The 16497-nt window shown below is 73.3% G+C and carries 16 protein-coding genes and 1 pseudogene; 11 read left to right on the forward strand and 6 right to left on the reverse strand.

Annotation, left to right across the window (positions count from 1 at the left end; all coding sequences use genetic code 11):
• Positions 1–4: 4 nt before the first annotated feature.
• From ACWDZ4_RS00185 to lgt, 10 genes and pseudogenes are all read left to right on the forward strand, one after another.
• Positions 5–1486 (forward strand): annotated as a pseudogene (locus ACWDZ4_RS00185) (anthranilate synthase component I); the annotation flags it as partial.
• Positions 1487–1521: 35 nt separating this feature from the next.
• Positions 1522–2181 carry a TIGR02234 family membrane protein gene (locus tag ACWDZ4_RS00190; RefSeq protein WP_451506196.1) on the forward strand — a complete coding sequence of 220 codons (660 nt, stop codon included), beginning with the start codon at positions 1522–1524 and terminating at the stop codon, positions 2179–2181.
• A 96-nt stretch (positions 2182–2277) separates the two neighbouring features.
• On the forward strand, positions 2278–2544 hold the full coding sequence (locus ACWDZ4_RS00195; RefSeq protein WP_451506408.1) for an HGxxPAAW family protein: 267 nt from the start codon (positions 2278–2280) through the stop codon (positions 2542–2544).
• A gap of 101 nt (positions 2545–2645) precedes the next feature.
• Positions 2646–3101, forward strand: a complete 456-nt coding sequence (locus tag ACWDZ4_RS00200) for a DUF2752 domain-containing protein (RefSeq protein WP_451506409.1) — start codon at positions 2646–2648, stop codon at positions 3099–3101.
• A gap of 122 nt (positions 3102–3223) precedes the next feature.
• Positions 3224–4033 carry an indole-3-glycerol phosphate synthase TrpC gene (trpC, locus tag ACWDZ4_RS00205; RefSeq protein WP_451506197.1) on the forward strand — a complete coding sequence of 270 codons (810 nt, stop codon included), beginning with the start codon at positions 3224–3226 and terminating at the stop codon, positions 4031–4033.
• Between the two features lie 12 nt (positions 4034–4045).
• On the forward strand, positions 4046–4297 hold the full coding sequence (gene trpM, locus ACWDZ4_RS00210; protein WP_451506198.1) for a tryptophan biosynthesis modulator TrpM: 252 nt from the start codon (positions 4046–4048) through the stop codon (positions 4295–4297).
• A gap of 95 nt (positions 4298–4392) precedes the next feature.
• Positions 4393–5685, forward strand: coding sequence for a tryptophan synthase subunit beta (gene trpB / locus ACWDZ4_RS00215; RefSeq protein ID WP_451506199.1), 1293 nt, complete (start codon positions 4393–4395; stop codon positions 5683–5685).
• Positions 5682–6503 (forward strand): tryptophan synthase subunit alpha, encoded by an 822-nt coding sequence (trpA, locus tag ACWDZ4_RS00220; RefSeq protein WP_451506200.1) that lies wholly within the window; start codon positions 5682–5684, stop codon positions 6501–6503. The genes trpB and trpA overlap by 4 nt, the downstream gene beginning before the upstream one ends.
• An 85-nt stretch (positions 6504–6588) precedes the next feature.
• Complete coding sequence (locus tag ACWDZ4_RS00225; RefSeq protein ID WP_451506201.1) at positions 6589–7419, forward strand: DsbA family protein; 831 nt, start codon at positions 6589–6591, stop codon at positions 7417–7419.
• A gap of 81 nt (positions 7420–7500) precedes the next feature.
• A complete protein-coding gene (gene lgt / locus ACWDZ4_RS00230) occupies positions 7501–8445 on the forward strand; it encodes a prolipoprotein diacylglyceryl transferase (protein ID WP_451506202.1) in 945 nt (314 codons plus the stop codon).
• A gap of 26 nt (positions 8446–8471) precedes the next feature.
• Here the strand turns inward: lgt and ACWDZ4_RS00235 are convergent, their stop codons facing one another.
• Genes ACWDZ4_RS00235 through ACWDZ4_RS00260 form a run of 6 tightly spaced genes read right to left on the reverse strand, consistent with a single transcriptional unit; the run spans position 8472 to position 15480 of the window.
• On the reverse strand, positions 8472–9305 hold the full coding sequence (locus ACWDZ4_RS00235; protein ID WP_451506203.1) for an HpcH/HpaI aldolase/citrate lyase family protein: 834 nt from the start codon (positions 9303–9305) through the stop codon (positions 8472–8474).
• Complete coding sequence (locus ACWDZ4_RS00240; protein WP_451506204.1) at positions 9302–10561, reverse strand: CaiB/BaiF CoA transferase family protein; 1260 nt, start codon at positions 10559–10561, stop codon at positions 9302–9304. The genes ACWDZ4_RS00235 and ACWDZ4_RS00240 overlap by 4 nt, the downstream gene beginning before the upstream one ends.
• Positions 10558–12153, reverse strand: coding sequence for an ADP-ribosylglycohydrolase family protein (locus ACWDZ4_RS00245; protein ID WP_451506205.1), 1596 nt, complete (start codon positions 12151–12153; stop codon positions 10558–10560). Before ACWDZ4_RS00245 ends, ACWDZ4_RS00240 begins: the two co-directional genes overlap by 4 nt.
• A complete protein-coding gene (locus ACWDZ4_RS00250; RefSeq protein WP_451506206.1) occupies positions 12150–13307 on the reverse strand; it encodes an ADP-ribosylglycohydrolase family protein in 1158 nt (385 codons plus the stop codon). The genes ACWDZ4_RS00245 and ACWDZ4_RS00250 overlap by 4 nt, the downstream gene beginning before the upstream one ends.
• Complete coding sequence (locus ACWDZ4_RS00255; protein ID WP_451506207.1) at positions 13304–14455, reverse strand: ADP-ribosylglycohydrolase family protein; 1152 nt, start codon at positions 14453–14455, stop codon at positions 13304–13306. Before ACWDZ4_RS00255 ends, ACWDZ4_RS00250 begins: the two co-directional genes overlap by 4 nt.
• Positions 14452–15480, reverse strand: coding sequence for an ADP-ribosylglycohydrolase family protein (locus ACWDZ4_RS00260; protein WP_451506208.1), 1029 nt, complete (start codon positions 15478–15480; stop codon positions 14452–14454). The genes ACWDZ4_RS00255 and ACWDZ4_RS00260 overlap by 4 nt, the downstream gene beginning before the upstream one ends.
• A gap of 220 nt (positions 15481–15700) precedes the next feature.
• Between ACWDZ4_RS00260 and ACWDZ4_RS00265 the strand changes: the two genes are divergently transcribed.
• Positions 15701–16432, forward strand: coding sequence for a VIT1/CCC1 transporter family protein (locus ACWDZ4_RS00265; protein ID WP_451506410.1), 732 nt, complete (start codon positions 15701–15703; stop codon positions 16430–16432).
• The last annotated feature ends 65 nt before the right edge of the window (positions 16433–16497 follow it).

Genomic DNA, 16497 nt, shown 5'->3' on the forward strand with positions numbered 1-16497 from the left:
CGACACCATGGACATCGAGACCTTCCGCAAGCTGGCCGTCGACCGCCGTGTCATCCCCGTCAGCCGCAGGCTGCTCGCGGACGGAGACACCCCGGTCGGCCTCTACCGCAAGCTCGCCGCCGAGCGCTCCGGCACCTTCCTCCTGGAGTCCGCCGAGAACGGCCGCTCCTGGTCCCGGTACTCCTTCGTCGGCGTGCGCAGCGCCGCCACCCTCACCGCCCGCGACGGCCGGGCGCACTGGCTCGGGACGCCACCCGTCGGCGTCCCCGTGGACGGCGACCCGCTCGACGCGCTGCGCGCCACCGTCGAGACCCTGCACACCCCGCGCGACCTCGCGGGCGGCCTGCCGCCGTTCACCGGCGGCATGGTCGGCTACCTCGGGTACGACGTCGTACGCCGCCTGGAGAAGATCGGCGAGCACGGCCGGGACGACCTCGAACTGCCCGAGCTGACCATGCTGCTCACCTCGGACCTCGCCGTGCTCGACCACTGGGACGGCTCGGTCCTGCTGATCGCCAACGCGATCAACCACAACGACCTCGACACGGGCGTCGACGAGGCGTACGCCGACGCGCTCGCCCGGCTCGACGCGATGGAGGCCGACCTCAGCCGGGCGGTGCCGACCGCGCCCGCCGCCCTGCCCCCCTCCGAGCTCCCGCCGTACACCGCCCTGTGGGGCGGCGAGGCCTACCAGGCCGCCGTCGACGACATCAAGGAGCGCATCCGCGCGGGCGAGGCATTCCAGGTCGTACCGTCGCAGCGCTTCGAGACGCCGTGCACGGCGAGCGCGCTGGACGTCTACCGGGTCCTGCGCGCCACCAACCCGTCGCCGTACATGTACCTCTTCCGCTTCGACGGCTTCGACGTCGTCGGCTCCAGCCCCGAGGCGCTGGTCAAGGTCGAGGACGGGCGCGCGATGGTGCACCCGATCGCCGGGACCCGGCCGCGCGGCGCCACGCCGCAGGAGGACCAGGCGCTCGCCGACGAACTGCTCGCCGATCCCAAGGAGCGCGCCGAGCACCTGATGCTCGTCGACCTCGGCCGCAACGACCTGGGCCGGGTCTGCGAGCCCGGCAGCGTCGAGGTCGTCGACTTCATGTCCGTCGAGCGGTACTCGCACGTCATGCACATCGTGTCGACCGTGACGGGCCGGGTCGCGCCGGGCCGCAGCGCCTTCGACGTCCTGACCGCCTGCTTCCCGGCCGGGACGCTGTCGGGCGCCCCGAAGCCGCGCGCCATGCAGATCATCGAGGAGCTGGAGCCGTCGCGGCGCGGCCTGTACGGCGGCTGCGTCGGCTACCTCGACTTCGCGGGCGACTCCGACACCGCCATCGCCATCCGCACCGCCCTGCTCCGCGACGGCACGGCGTACGTGCAGGCCGGCGCGGGCGTGGTGGCGGATTCGGACCCCGTCGCCGAGGACACCGAGTGCCGCAACAAGGCGGCGGCGGTGCTGCGCGCGGTGCACACGGCGAACCGTCTCTGAGTCCCCCTCCGGGCGCGGAAGGGGCGTAAGGGATAGTGGAGTACGTGAGTGCCGCATCCCCCGTACCCCTTCCGTCCCCGCGAGGCGAAGCCGCGCCGGCCGCCTCCACAGGCCGGCGCGGTCTCGCCGCCGCGCTGCTGTCCGGCGCCCTCGGCGCCGCCGTCGTGCTCCTCGCCTCGGGCCAGACCTGGGCCGAGGGCGTGGCGGCCGTCGGAGGCGGCAGGCTGCCGCTCGACGTCGAGGGCCAGGAGGTCACCGGCGCCCCGGCCGCGCTGGCCGTCGTCGGCCTCGCCGCGCTCGTCGCGGTCTTCGCCGTCCGCGGGACGGGCCGCCTGCTGGTCTCCGTACTGCTCGCGCTGAGCGGCGCGGGCGCCGCCGTCACGGCCTTCCTCGGCGCGTCCGGCGGAGCCGCCCTCGACGAGAAGGCCGCGGAGATGACCGGCGACGCCGCCGCGACGGCCGCCTCGCTGACCCACACCGCCTGGCCGTACGTGACCGCGGCCGGCGGCCTGCTGATCCTGATCGCCGGACTCCTCGCACTGTGGGGCGGCCGGAAGTGGCCCGCGATGTCGGGCCGTTACGAGCGCGACGGCAGCCCACGGTCCCGCAAGGCCCCCGCCGCCCCGGACCCGGACCGGCCCGAGGACCTCTGGAAGGCCCTCGACCGCGGTGAGGACCCGACGCGCGACGCATGACCCCGAGACCACGCCGCCGGTCCTCGTACGGGACAATGAGTGACGAGCGCACGACTCACGGACTCACCACAGAGCAACAGCAACGAGGAGCAACTCATGGCGGGCAGCAGCCACGGACACACCCCGGCCGCCTGGACCGGTGTCATCATCGCCTTCATCGGTTTCTGCATTTCGGGCGCCTTCACGGTGCTGGCCAATCCGCTCGGCTTCTGGGCCGGAATCGTCGTGATCCTGCTCGGTGGTGTCGTCGGCCTGGCCATGAAGGCCGCGGGTCTGGGCGCGCCGAAGGAGTCCGAGGAAGCGCGGCGGGCGCGTGAAGAGGCCGGCCGGGCGCAGCCCCTGAGCCAGATCCAGACCCGCTGATCCCCGCGCCGGCCCCCGTGCCGAAGCGGTTCTGATGCGAGGCGCAGCCCCCGGGGGCTGCGCCTTTCCTCATGAGCGGGGACAATCGGCGCGTGGACGCCATGCCTTCGCCCGCCCCGGCCCCCTCGCCCCCGCCCGCCCCCGCACACCCCGCTCCCGTGTCACTCGCCCGGCGGCTCGCCGCACCGGCGGTCACGCTGGCGGGCGTCGCCGCGGCCTTCGCGTACGTCGGCGCCGTCGACCCCAACGAGCCGGGCCACTACCCGGTCTGCCCGCTGCTCCAGCTCACCGGGATCTACTGCCCCGGCTGCGGCGGCCTGCGCAGCGCGCACGCCGTCGCCACCGGTGACCTGGCCGGTGCGCTCGGTTCCAACGCCATGGCTGTCGTCGGCTACGGGGTCTTCGCCGTGCTCTGGGCCGTATGGGTGGTACGCACGACCCGGGGGGTCCCGACGCGGATCACCCTCAGACCCGTCCACTGGTGGGGCATCGGCGCGGTGGCGGCGGTTTTCAGCGTCGTCCGGAACCTGCCGTTCGGCTCGGTGCTCGCTCCGTGAAGTTCCAGGTAGTGGGACTGGCGCCCACTCGATGCGAGTCCTGAGGTCTCCTGCGGCTAGCATTGGTATGGCTGATCCTGGCCCACCGACAGTCATCACCGTCCCGGAAGGGGGCCGCTCGCGTGAGTGTGCTCGACGAGATCATCGAAGGCGTGCTCGCCGACCTAGCGGAGCGGCAGGCAAGCGTGGGTCTCGACGAGCTCAAGGACCGCGCGGCCAAGGCGTCCCCGGCCAAGGACGGAGTCGCCGCCCTGCGCGGCGACGGCGTCAAGGTCATCTGCGAGGTGAAGCGCTCCAGCCCCTCCAAGGGCGCGCTCGCCGCGATCGCCGACCCCGCCGGGCTCGCCGCCGACTACGAGGCGGGCGGCGCGGCCGTCATCTCCGTACTCACCGAGCAGCGGCGCTTCGGCGGCTCGCTGGCCGACCTGGAGGCCGTACGCGCCAAGGTCGACATCCCGGTGCTGCGCAAGGACTTCATCGTCACGGCCTACCAGCTGTGGGAGGCGCGGGCGTACGGCGCCGACCTGGCGCTGCTGATCGTGGCCGCCCTGGAGCAGGAGGCCCTGGTCTCGCTGATCGAGCGGGCCGAGTCCATCGGGCTGACGCCGTTGGTCGAGGCGCACGACGAGGAAGAGGTCGAGCGCGCGGTCGAGGCCGGCGCGAAGATCATCGGCATCAACGCGCGCGACCTCAAGACGCTCAAGGTCGACCGCGGTACGTTCGAGCGGGTCGCCCCCGAGATTCCCGCGGACATCGTCACGGTCGCCGAGTCCGGCGTCCGCGGCCCGCACGACCTGATCGCGTACGCCAACGCGGGCGCCGACGCGGTGCTCGTGGGCGAGTCCCTGGTCACCGGCCGCGACCCGAAGGGCGCCGTCGCCGACCTGGTCGCCGCGGGCGCCCACCCGGCCCTGCGCCACGGCCGGAGCTGACCGAAGCCTCCCGTGACCACTCTCCGCAGCACCGTCGCACGCACCCGGCCGGGCCTTCGCCCGCTCGCCGGGGCGCGGGCGCGCGACCCGCACGCGCCGCTGGCGCGCGGCTGCCGTCCGCGCGGGTGCCGGGCTCCGGCGCGGCGGGTGCGGGGACGCCGGGTGCGTTACCACATCGGTTCCGAGCCCGGTCAGATCAACGGCATGCGATGGCGCACCGAAGGCGCGCCGCAGCGATCCGCCCTGCCCGTACGCACGCCCTGAGCGGCGTACCGGGGCGGACCCGCGCGCGGCGCATACGGTGAAGTCCACTCGTTGATCTTTCATGGGGCGCGAGCCCCTTCTGAGGAGTACGTCGGATGTCTTCTGACTTCTTCATTCCGGACCCCGAGGGCACCGTCCCCAGCACCGAGGGCTACTTCGGCGCGTACGGCGGCAAGTTCATCCCCGAGGCGCTCGTCGCGGCGGTCGACGAGGTCGCCGTCGAGTACGACAAGGCCAAGACCGACCCGGCCTTCGCGGCCGAGCTGAACGAGCTCATGGTCAACTACACGGGCCGGCCCAGCTCGCTCACCGAGGTGTCGCGGTTCGCCGGACACGCGGGCGGCGCGCGGATCTTCCTCAAGCGCGAGGACCTCAACCACACCGGCTCGCACAAGATCAACAACGTGCTGGGCCAGGCGCTGCTCACCAAGCGCATGGGCAAGACCCGCGTGATCGCGGAGACCGGCGCCGGCCAGCACGGCGTCGCCACCGCCACCGCGTGCGCCCTCTTCGGCCTCGAATGCACCATCTACATGGGCGAGATCGACACCGAGCGCCAGGCGCTCAACGTCGCCCGCATGCGGATGCTCGGCGCCGAGGTCGTCGCCGTGAAGTCCGGCAGCCGGACCCTGAAGGACGCCATCAACGAGGCGTTCCGCGACTGGGTCGCCAACGTCGACCGTACGCACTACCTCTTCGGCACGGTCGCCGGACCGCACCCCTTCCCCGCCATGGTCCGCGACTTCCACCGGGTCATCGGCGTCGAGGCGCGCCGCCAGATCCTGGAGCGCACGGGACGCCTGCCCGACGCCGCCGTCGCCTGCGTCGGCGGCGGCTCCAACGCGATCGGCCTCTTCCACGCCTTCATCCCGGACACGGACGTACGCCTCGTCGGCTGCGAGCCCGCCGGGCACGGCATCGAGACCGGTGAGCACGCGGCCACCCTGTCGGCGGGCGAGCCCGGCATCCTGCACGGCTCGCGGTCGTACGTCCTCCAGGACGAGGAGGGCCAGATCACCGAGCCCTACTCGATCTCGGCGGGCCTGGACTACCCCGGCATCGGCCCCGAGCACGCGTACCTCAAGGACAGCGGGCGCGGCGAGTACCGGGCGGTGACGGACGACGCCGCCATGCAGGCGCTGCTGCTCCTGTCCCGCACCGAGGGCATCATCCCGGCCATCGAGAGCGCCCACGCGCTCGCCGGCGCGCTGGAGCTCGGCAAGGAGCTCGGCAAGGACGGGCTGATCCTGGTCAACCTGTCCGGGCGCGGCGACAAGGACATGGACACGGCCGCCCGCTACTTCGGCCTGTACGACACCGACGCCGCGGTCGAGGCGGACGCCTCCGCCGCCGACGGCGCCGCCGAGATCCAGAGGGACACCAAGTGAGCGGGAACATTCAGCTGCTGAGCGACACCCTGGAGCGCGCCAGGTCCGAGGACCGGGCCGCCCTCATCGCCTACCTCCCGGCCGGATTCCCCACCGTCGACGGCGGGATCGACGCCGTCAAGGCGGTCATCGCGGGCGGCGCGGACGTCGTCGAGGTCGGTCTGCCGCACAGCGACCCGGTCCTCGACGGCCCGGTCATCCAGACCGCCGACGACATCGCGCTGCGCGGCGGCGTGAAGATCGCCGACGTGATGCGCACGGTCCGTGAGGCACACGAGGCGACCGGGGCCCCGGTCCTGGTCATGACGTACTGGAACCCGATCGACCGGTACGGCGTCGAGCGCTTCACCGCGGAGCTGGCCGAGGCGGGCGGCGCGGGCTGCATCCTGCCCGACCTGCCGGTGCAGGAGTCCGCGCTGTGGCGCGAGCACGCCGAGAAGCACGGCCTGGCCACGGTCTTCGTGGTCGCGCCGAGCAGCAAGGACGAGCGGCTCGCCACGATCACCGCGGCGGGATCGGGCTTCGTCTACGCGGCCTCACTGATGGGCGTGACGGGTACGCGCGAGTCGGTGGGCGCGCAGGCGCAGGACCTGGTCCGGCGGACGCGGGCGACGACGGAGCTGCCGGTGTGCGTCGGGCTCGGGGTCTCCAACGCCGTACAGGCCAAGGAGGTCGCGGCCTTCGCCGACGGCGTGATCGTCGGCTCCGCCTTCGTCCAGCGGCTGCTGGACGCTCCGGACGCGGCCGCGGGCCTGGACGCCGTACGGGCGCTCGCCGGCGAGCTGGCGGAAGGCGTCCGCAGGGGCCCCGCTGCCTGACGCGAACAACTGAGCGGTGTAGCCCGTACGAGTGGACCTGGACCGGGGAGGCGCGCGGGCGCCTCCCCGGTTCGTTGCTGCGGGTGTGAGTGACAAAAACCGTGACGGAAAACGAACCGCCCGCGAGCGCCTGGTGCAGGAGCGCGAGGCACAGAAGGCGCGCGACAAGCGCAGGCGGACACTGATCGTGTCCGCCGCCGTGGTCGGAGTGCTGGGCCTGGCCGCCGTGATCGGGGTCCTCGCCGCGAACTCGGGCTCGGACTCGGGCAGCGACGACAGCGCGGGCCCCGTCGTGGCCCCCAAGGGCACGGACGCCAAGGGCGACCCGAAGATCCTCGTGGGGGCCGAGGACGCGCCGTCCACGCTCACGGTCTGGGAGGACTTCCGCTGCCCGGCCTGCGCCCAGTTCGAGAACGCCTTCCGGGACACGGTCCACGAGCTGGAGGCGTCGGGGCAGCTCAAGACCGAGTACCACCTGGCCACGCTCATCGACCGGAACATGGGCGGCGCCGGATCGCTGAGGGCGGCCAATGCCGCCGCGTGCGCGCAGGACGTGGGGAAGTTCGCGCCGTACCACGACGTGCTCTACCAGAACCAGCCGCCGGAGGTCGACGACGCCTTCGGCAGGAACAGCCGCCTGATCGAGCTGGCGGGCAAGGTCGACGGGCTCGCCACCGAAACGTTCAAGCAGTGTGTGAACGACGGGACGCACGACAGCTGGGTGCGGAAGGCGAACGAGGCCTTCGAGAAGGGCGACTTCAGGGGCACACCGACCGTGATGCTCAACGGGGAGTCCGTCTTCCCGAAGAAGGGCAACGAGCAGATCACGCAGGAGAACCTGAAGAAGTGGGTCGCCGAGGCGAACAAGGGCAAAAAGGCGGGGACGGCGACCGCCACACCCGCGGCGACGCCGTAGCACGTGCGCCGGGCCCGTTATCCAGACGTTGCCGGGTGGGTTGCCGTACCTCCCACCCGGCAGGGTAGCGTCGACCCTGCCATGGAACTTGCCTATATCCCCAGCCCGTCGACCGGTGTGATCGAGCTCGGACCGATCCCGCTCCGCGGCTACGCGTTCTGCATCATCATTGGCGTCTTTGTGGCCGTCTGGTACGGCAACAAGCGCTGGATCGCCCGGGGGGGCAAAGCCGGCACGGTGGCCGACATCGCCGTATGGGCGGTTCCCTTCGGCCTCGTCGGCGGGCGGCTCTACCACGTCGTCACCGACTACCAGCTGTACTTCAGCGAGGGCCGGAACTGGGTCGACGCCTTCAAGATCTGGGAGGGCGGCCTCGGTATCTGGGGCGCCGTCGCACTCGGCGCGGTCGGCGCCTGGATCGGCTGCCGCCGCCGCGGGATCCCGCTGCCGGCCTGGGCCGACGCCATGGCCCCCGGTCTCGCCTTCGCCCAGGCCATCGGCCGCTGGGGCAACTGGTTCAACCAGGAGCTGTACGGGCGGGAGACCGATCTGCCCTGGGCGCTCAAGATCTCCGAGGGCGTGAACCGCGAAGCGGGGACGTACCACCCGACCTTCCTGTACGAGTCGCTGTGGTGCGTCGGCGCCGCACTGCTGGTCGTCTGGGCCGACCGCCGCTTCAAGCTCGGGCACGGCCGGGTCTTCGCCCTGTACGTCGCGCTGTACTGCACGGGCCGCGGCTGGATCGAGTACATGCGGGTCGACGAGGCGCACCACGTGCTGGGGCTCCGGCTGAACGTATGGACCTCGATCGTCGTGTTCGTGTGCGCGGTGGCGTACTTCGTGATCTCGGCGAAGGTCCGGCCGGGGCGCGAGGAGACGGTCGAGCCGGTGTCTTCGGACAAGGGCGACGCGGATGAGGCCGCGGATGCGGCTTCGGTGGCTGAGACGGAGGATGGCGACGGTGCCGTCGCCGGTGCAGGCGAGCGCGGTGCCGAGGCCGGCGACAAGGCCGAGGCCAAGGACTAGCGCCTCCGGCGCGTGAGGCCGTCGGGTCACGGTCCGGCGGCAGGGGTACGGGACGCCAGGGCCAGGGTCCGGTAGGCGGTCGCGACCACCGCCGCGTCCACGAAGCGGCCGTCGGGAAGTGCCAGCGCCCCTCCGTCCGCGGCCGCCGCCTTCACGGTCTCCTCGGCCTCCTCCACCTCCCGGGGCGTGGGCAGGAAGGCGCGTTCGATCACCGGCAGTTGGCGGGGGTGCACCGCCGTACGGCCCAGAAAGCCCAGGGCCCGGCCCCGGGCGCACGATTCCGCCAGCCCTTCCAGGTCCCGGATGTCGGGGTACACCGACTGGGCCGGCGCCTCCAGACCCGCCGCCCGTGCGGCGACCACCACCCGGCTGCGCGGCCACGCGAGCCCGGTGTCGTCCCGTACGCCCAGATCCGCGCGGAGGTCGGCCTCGCCGAGGGCGATACCGCGCAGCGAGCGGTGCGCGCCGGCGATGGCGTGGGCGCGCTCGATGCCGAGCGCCGATTCGAGCAGGGCGTACAGCGGCACGTCCGGCACCGCGTTCGCGACGTGCCGGACCTCGGCCGGGTCCGTGACCTTGGGGAGACGGAGGGCCGACAGGCCGGGCAGCCCGGCCAGGACGTGCAGATCCGCCTCGGCGAACGGGCTGTCCAGGGCGTTCACGCGGACATGGACGGGGGTGGGGGGCAGGTCGGTGAGCAGCTCGGCGGTCGCGGAGCGGGCGTACCCCTTGCGGTCGGGCGCGACCGCGTCCTCCAGGTCGACGATCACGGCGTCGGCGCCCGCGCGCAGCGCCTTGGCGACGGTCCCGGGGCGGTCGCCCGGTACGTACAGCCAGGTCAGGGGCGTGGGCACGGTCATCGCGCGCCGCCGGTGGCGCGCAGGGCGGCGATCTCGGCCTCGGACAGGCCGGCCTCGGTCAGGACCGCGTCCGTGTCCGCGCCGTGCGGGCGGCCCGCCCAGCGGATCGCACCGGGCGTCTCGGAGAGGCGGAAGAGGACGTTCTGCATGCGCAGCGGGCCGAGTTCGGGGTCCTGGACCGTGGTGATGGTGTCCAGGGCGCGGTACTGGGGGTCGGTCATGACGTCGTGGATGTCGTAGACGGGGGCGACCGCCGCTTCGGCCTTCTCGAACGCGGCGAGGGTGTCGGACCGGGTGTGGCGGGCGATCCAGTGGCCGACCGCCTCGTCGAGTTCGTCGGCGTGCTCGGCGCGGCCGCTGCCCGTGGTGAACCACGGTTCGTCGATGAGGTCGGGGCGGCCCACCAGCCGCATCACGCGTTCCGCGACGGACTGGGCCGAGGTGGAGACGGCCACCCAGGCGCCGTCGGCGGTGCGGTAGGTGTTGCGGGGGGCGTTGTTGCGGGAGCGGTTGCCGGTGCGGGGCTGGACGTAGCCGAGCTGGTCGTACCAGAGGGGGTGCGGGCCGAGGACCGTGAGGATCGGTTCGATGATGGCCATGTCCACCACTTGGCCCCGGTCGGTCGTGGCGCGGGCCGTGAGCGCGGTCATCACGGCGTAGGCGGTCGCGAGCGCCGTGATCGAGTCGGCCAGGCCGAACGGGGGGAGCGTGGGCGGGCCCTCCGGTTCGCCGGTGATCGCCGCGAAGCCGCTCATCGCCTCGGCGAGCGTACCGAAACCGGGGCGGTGGGAGTACGGGCCGAACTGGCCGAAGCCGGTGACGCGGGCCAGGACCAGGCGGGGGTTGACCGCGCTCAGTTCCGCCGGGCCCAGGCCCCATTTCTCCAGGGTGCCGGGGCGGAAGTTCTCGATGATCACGTCGGTGGTGGCGGCCAGGCGCAGGAGGGCGTCGCGGCCGGTGGGGGCGGAGAGGTCGAGGGTGATGGTGCGCTTGTTGCGTCCCAGGAGTTTCCACCACAGGCCGATGCCTTCTTTGGCGGGGCCGTGGCCTCGGGAGGGGTCGGGCCGGGTGGGGTGCTCGACCTTGATCACGTCCGCGCCGAAGTCGCCGAGCATGGTGGCGGCGAGGGGGCCGGCGAAGAGGGTGGCCAGGTCGAGGACGCGGAGGCCGGTGAGGGGTGGTTGCGGGGTGGGAGTGGCCTCGGTGGCGAGGGTTTCGGTGGTGGGGGTTTCGGTGGTGGGGGCTGTTCTGGTCATGGGGAGCTTTTCACCTGGGGTTCGGTCTTGGGTTCACGGGGTGACGCGTCGGCGGAGGCTGCGGGCGCGGCGCGGTGTGCCTCCACGAGGGTGAGGCGGGCGAGGGTGTCGAAGCCGATGCCGTCGAGGCCGGCGACGGACGTGGCCAGGCGGTTGCGGAGGGGGGCGGTCCAGTGGGCGGGGAGGGCTTCCGGGGAGCCTGCGAGGAGGCCGGCGATACTGCCGGCGGTGGCGCCGTTGGAGTCCGTGTCCCAGCCGCCGGACACGGCCCGGCAGATCGAGGCGGTGAAGTCGCCGTCGGCGTGGGTGAGGGCGGCGGCGAGGAGTGCGGCGTTCGGGACCACGTGCACCCAGTGGTGGTGGCCGTAGGCGGCGTGGAGGCCGTCCACGACGGTGTCGAAGGTGGCCGCGGTGCGTGCTGCTTCGATGCCGTGGCGGACCGCCCGGGCCAGGCGGGACTTCGGGGGGACGACGCTCAGACCGGTGCGCAGGCAGTGGTGTACGTCGGTGGCGCCGGCGGCGGCTTCGGCGATGGTCGCCGCGATGAACATCGCGCCGTACACGCCGTTGGCGGTGTGGGTGAGGATCGCGTCCCTGTGGGCCTGTTCGGCGGCGGCGGCCGGGTCACCGGGGTGCGTCCAGCCGTGGATGTCGGCGCGGATCAGGGCGCCGATCCATTCGCGGAACGGGTTGCGGTGGGTCGCGGTGTGAGGGGGCGTCAGGCCGTGGAGGAGGTTGCGGTAGGCGATGCGTTCGGCGGTGAACGTGCGGCCGGCCGGGAGTTCGTCCAGCCAGAGGCGGGCGAGGTGGGTGGTGGTGAAGGCCTTGGTGTGGCGTTGGAGGAGGAGCAGGCCCAGGAGGGGGTAGTTCAGGTCGTCGTCCTCGGGCATGCCGTCGATGTTCTCGGCGAGGGAGGTGGGGGCGGAGCGGCGGTTCCAGGGGTGTCGGGCCAGGAGGGCGGCGGGGACGCCGTGGGCGGTGAACCAGGTGCGCAGGGGCCAGTTGCCGGTGGCGGCGGCGAGTCGGCGGATGGCGGGGAGGGGGAGTTTCTCGACGGGCTTTCCGAGGAGGCAGCCGGCGGCGCGGCCGAGCCAGGCGGCGTGCAGGCGGTCGAGGAGGGCAGGGGTGGTGGGCTCCGGGCGGTGGGGGTGGGCGCCGGTTGCGGGGGCGTCGGGGGCGGTGCCGTGCCGGGGCGTCTCCTCGGGCGCCGAACGTTCGGGTACTCGGTTTCGTTCGGGCGTGTGGTGTTCGACGCCCTGCGGGGAGCGCCCCGGCACGTCCCCTCCCGGCACCGGGACCGACGGCCGGGGCCACGCCGGGCAGGCCGATCTGATGGCGGGCAGGGGGGTTGGTTCGGCCCCCGCCAAGGGGGAGGGCAGGAGGTGCAGTTCGTTGAGGAGGTCCTCGGCCAGGGCGCGCAGGTGTGGGGGCGCGGGAGTGGCGGATGCGCCCGTGGTGGGTGGTGCGGGCGGGCCGCCCGCCTTGTGCCAGCGGGCGCGGATCGCTGTCGTGTCGCGGCCGTCTTCGGAGGCCTGGCGGAGTTCGTGGGTGATCAGGTCCTCCGGCTGGACCCAGGTCAGACGGAGACTCATGACGTGCCTGTCAGTGTCTCGAACGCTGTCTCGTGGGTGCGGCGGCGCCGGGTGTCGCGGGCGTACACCTCGCGGGTGACGTCGATCAGGGTGCGGGCGGGAGCATGCAGGTCGGTGCGGCTTGCTTCGGCGACTGTTTTCGCCCAGTCGGAGGGGACGGCCGCCTCGCCGTACAGCGCCCCGGAGATGGCGCCGCTCATCGTGGCGATCGAGTCGCAGTCGCGGCCGTAGTTGACCGAGCCCAGGACTGTGCGGCGGTAGTCGCCGCCTGCCACGAGGAGCATGCCCAGGGCGATGGGGAGTTCCTCGATGGAGTGCAGGCGGGAGGGGCGGCGGGCGGCGAGGGTTGGTCTGCGGTAGTCCGGGCCGACGGTGTCGAAGGGGGCTACGGCGTCGCGGAGGGGGGTGAGGGCGGACTCGAAGTCGTGGTGGCGGACCGCCGCTTCGGCCACTGCTTCGATCGCTGTGCGGGTGCCGTCCTTGGCGAGGGAGAGGCAGGTGTCGACGACCGTGGCCGGTGTCGCGTCGGGGGCGCAGGCGGCGGCTACGGCTGCGGCGAAGACACCGGCCGCCTCGCGTCCGTACGAGGACTGGTGGGCGCCGGCGATGTCGATCGCCTCTGCGTAGGCGGCCGGTGGGTTGCCCGCGTTGACCAGGCCGACGGGGGCCATGTACATCGCGGCGCCGCAGTTGACGATGTTGCCGGTACCGGCTTCGCGCGGGTCCACGTGGCCGTAGTGGAGGCGGGCGACGATCCACTTCTCGGCGAGGAAGACGCGGTGGAGGGGAAGGGCCTCTGTTTCCAGCTCGGGGATGTAGACGGGTTCTTCGATGAGTTGGGGGACGAGGTGGTCGGCGATCGCGTAGGCGTCCAGGTGGTCGCGTACGGCGTCGTACACGCGGACCAGGGCGTGCGTCATGAGGGTGTCGTCGGTGATGTGGCCGTCGCCCTTGTGGTACGGGGCGATGGGGCGCGCCGTACGCCAGTCCTCGTGGAAGGGGCCGACGATGCCGTGGACGCGGCCGCCGTGCCGTTCGGTGATCTGCTCGGGGGTCCAGCCCTCGACCGGGCCGCCGAGCGCGTCGCCGACCGCCGCGCCGATCAGGCTGCCGGTGACCCGGTCTTCGAGTGTGAGGGGGGTGAATGCCGTCATGTCCGGGTCCGTTCGTGGTGGAGTCGTGCGGCCAGTTCGATGAGATCTGTGCCGGCCAGGCGGGGGAGGGCGCAGCCGACCAGAGTGCGGCAGGCGTCGCGCCAGCCGTGCGGGAGCGCGTCGCCGCCGCAGAGGGCGCCGGTCAGCGCGCCGCAGAGGGCGGGGGCGGAGTCGGCGACGCGGGACAGGCAGGCGGCGGCGGGCACGGCCTCGGTGACGCGGCCGCGGGCGGCGGTGGCGAGGGCGAGGGCCACGGGGACGGTTTCGGCGGCGGCGATGCCGTAGCTGTAGACGTGGTCGACGATCTGGTGTTCGAGGGTGGGGACCAGGGCGAAGGCACCGCCGGCCGTGGTTCGGGCGAGGTGCACGGCGTGGGCCGCGTTGCGGCCGATCTCGGTGGCTCCGGGGAGCTGGGCGAGGGCGGCGTCCACGGCTTCGTCGACTCCGGCGCCGCCGAGGGCCGCCGCGATCGCCGCGGCCATGGCGCGGGCGCCGTGGACGCCGTCGCCGTCCTGGGTGTAGCGGGCGTCGAACTCGGCGAGCTCGGCGGCGGCGGCCGGGTCGCCGGGGTGGGCGGTGGCGAGGACGCAGGCGCGGACGCAGGCGGCGTCGTCGAAGTAGTGCGGATTGTCGTGGCCGGTCGCGGGCGGGCGCAGGCCGGTGGCGAGGTTGCCGAGACCGGCGCGTACGGAGATGCGGGCGCGCAGGGGGAGTACGGCGGATTCGACCTCGGGGGCGCGGTCGGCGGCGGCGGCGACCTCGGCGGCGAGGGCGGTCCAGGCGCGGTCGACCGCGGCGCGGATCCTGCCGGGGGCGGCGTCCAGGATCGTGACGGCGGTGAAGGCGGCCCACTCCGCGTCGTCGGAAGGGCCCAGGCGCAGGGGCTCGGGGGGCTGGTTGAGGGCGATGGGGACGGGGAGGGTGGTGGTGGCGTTCTGCTCGGCGAAAGTGTCGAGTTCGCGGGTGAGGCGGCGGGTCCAGTCGGGCATGCGGGCCGCGCGGTGGCGGGCGGCGGGCCAGCCGGCGGCGTCGCCCGCCGCCAGGCCGAGGAGGAGACCTTCGACGCGGCGGAGGTCCGGTGCGGCGTGGCCGGCCGGGATGTCCGGTGCGGCCCGGGGTGCGGCTTGCGGGGGGTTGTAGGGGGTCATGAGGCTGCCTGGGGGTCGTCGTCCGGGGTCAGGAGGTCCGCTACGTCCAGGACGTGGTGGCCCCGCATGGAGGGGAGGCAACTGCCCCGTGCCGGGGCGATCGCCGACGACCAGGCCGGGGGGATCGCGCCCGCGCCGCACAGGGCGCCGGCCAGGGCGCCCGCCACCGCCGCCGTGGTGTCCGCGTCGCGGCCCATGTTGACCGCCGTGAGGACCGAGGCGGTGAAGTCGCCGTGGGACGCCGCGAACGCTCCGAAGGCCAGGCCCACCGCCTCGGGGGCCAGGTCCGTCCAGGGGTAGCCGCCGATCACCACCGCCGAGCGCACCGCGCGTTCGCCCTGCGGGGCGGCGGCCACCGCGCGGCGCAGGGAGCGGGCCGTCCAGGAGTCGGACGGGATGACCGACAGGGCCGCGGAGGTGACCGCGCAGGGGGCGGCGCCCGTCATGGCCGCCGCCACGCCCGCCGCCACCGCCTGGCCGCCGTAGATGCCCTCGCCCTCGTGGCTCACGCAGCCGTCGATCGCGACCAGGCGCGCCGCCTCCGCCGGGCGGCCCGCCGCGAAGACGCCGAACGGCGCGGCGCGCATCGCGAGGCCGTCGCTCCACGCGTGGCGGTGCTGGGCGGAGATGGGCGCGGCCAGGCCGCGGCGGAGGTTCTCCAGCGTGCCGCGTTCGCTGAAGCCCGCACCGCGGAAGGGGCCCTCGTCCAGGTCGGCGATCCACAGGTGCCATGCGTTCTCGACGTGGGCCACGGTGAGCGCCGAGCCGTGACGGGCGAGGAGGAGGCCGGAGAAGATGGCGTACTCCGTGTCGTCCGTGCCGGCGGGATCGGAGGACACGAAGCCTTCGATGCGGCCCCAACGGCGGCGGATCTCGGAAGGCTTCATGTTCTCCGCGGGGGCCCCGAGCGCGTCGCCCACCGCCAGGCCCAGCAGGGCGCCCCGCCCCCGGTCGCGGAGCGCGCGTACGGCGTGAAGTGCGCGCAGGGCCTGAAGCGCGCGGCCGTGATCGGTGCGGGACTGCATGCGGTCAACTCCCTGGGCTCGTTCCTGGATCTGTGCCACGCCAGGGCCCGGCGAAGGCTCCGAAACGTCAGCGTCACCCGGTCGGCGTGGGGTCTGAGCTGCGGGTAAGTACGGCCTGCCTTGCTGGCGGGGGGTGTGGATCGTGCGTACTTTCGATGGTGTTGAGGAGGTGGAGCGGGCCGCATACGGCCCCGCCTCCGGCGAGAGGGGAACGGGCGGAATGGCCATCATCGAGACCGGGGCGACGCTGCACGAGGCGCACCGCGACAACCACACGCACCGCGACGTGAATGGGGGCTGGCTGCGTCCGGCGGTCTTCGGCGCGATGGACGGCCTGGTGTCCAACCTGGCACTGATGACCGGTGTGGCCGGTGGTTCCGTGGGGCAGCAGACGATCGTCATCACGGGGCTCGCCGGGCTTGCCGCCGGCGCCTTCTCCATGGCGGCGGGCGAATACACCTCCGTGGCCTCGCAGCGGGAGCTGGTGGAGGCCGAACTCGACGTCGAGCGGCGCGAGTTGCGCAAGCATCCCAAGGACGAACTGGAGGAGCTCGCCGCGCTCTACGTGTCGCGGGGGGTCGAGGCGGGGCTGGCGCGCGAGGTCGCCACCCAGCTGTCCAGGGACCCCGAGCAGGCGCTGGAGATCCACGCCCGCGAGGAGCTCGGTATCGACCCCGGGGACCTTCCCTCACCCCTGGGCGCCGCCGTATCGTCGTTCGGGGCGTTCGCGCTGGGTGCTCTGCTGCCCGTACTGCCCTATCTGCTCGGGGCCTCGACGATGTGGCCCGCGGTGCTGCTCGCGCTCGTCGGCCTCTTCGCCTGCGGGGCGCTGGTGGCGAAGGTGACGGCGCGGTCCTGGTGGTTCAGCGGGCTGCGGCAGCTGGCGCTCGGCGGGGCGGCGGCCGGTGTGACGTACGCCCTCGGCGCTCTGTTCGGAACAGCCGTAGGGTGAGACACTATGCAGGGCTCCACATAAGTAGTCTGTTACCCGGTGGTTTCAATTCCGCTACCACCGGG

The organism is Streptomyces sp. NPDC003016 (assembly GCF_053591455.1).

Bases quoted from the DNA above. Each gene is read 5' to 3' on its own strand.
- ACWDZ4_RS00235 (WP_451506203.1), bottom strand. From the start codon at position 9,305: ATGACCGTGCCCACGCCCCTGACCTGGCTGTACGTACCGGGCGACCGC.
- ACWDZ4_RS00195 (WP_451506408.1), top strand. From the start codon at position 2,278: ATGGCGGGCAGCAGCCACGGACACACCCCGGCCGCCTGGACCGGTGTC.
- ACWDZ4_RS00260 (WP_451506208.1), bottom strand. From the start codon at position 15,480: ATGCAGTCCCGCACCGATCACGGCCGCGCGCTTCAGGCCCTGCGCGCA.
- ACWDZ4_RS00200 (WP_451506409.1), top strand. From the start codon at position 2,646: ATGCCTTCGCCCGCCCCGGCCCCCTCGCCCCCGCCCGCCCCCGCACAC.
- ACWDZ4_RS00240 (WP_451506204.1), bottom strand. From the start codon at position 10,561: ATGACCAGAACAGCCCCCACCACCGAAACCCCCACCACCGAAACCCTC.
- ACWDZ4_RS00245 (WP_451506205.1), bottom strand. From the start codon at position 12,153: ATGAGTCTCCGTCTGACCTGGGTCCAGCCGGAGGACCTGATCACCCAC.
- ACWDZ4_RS00255 (WP_451506207.1), bottom strand. From the start codon at position 14,455: ATGACCCCCTACAACCCCCCGCAAGCCGCACCCCGGGCCGCACCGGAC.
- trpB (WP_451506199.1), top strand. From the start codon at position 4,393: ATGTCTTCTGACTTCTTCATTCCGGACCCCGAGGGCACCGTCCCCAGC.
- lgt (WP_451506202.1), top strand. From the start codon at position 7,501: ATGGAACTTGCCTATATCCCCAGCCCGTCGACCGGTGTGATCGAGCTC.
- ACWDZ4_RS00265 (WP_451506410.1), top strand. From the start codon at position 15,701: ATGGCCATCATCGAGACCGGGGCGACGCTGCACGAGGCGCACCGCGAC.
- ACWDZ4_RS00250 (WP_451506206.1), bottom strand. From the start codon at position 13,307: ATGACGGCATTCACCCCCCTCACACTCGAAGACCGGGTCACCGGCAGC.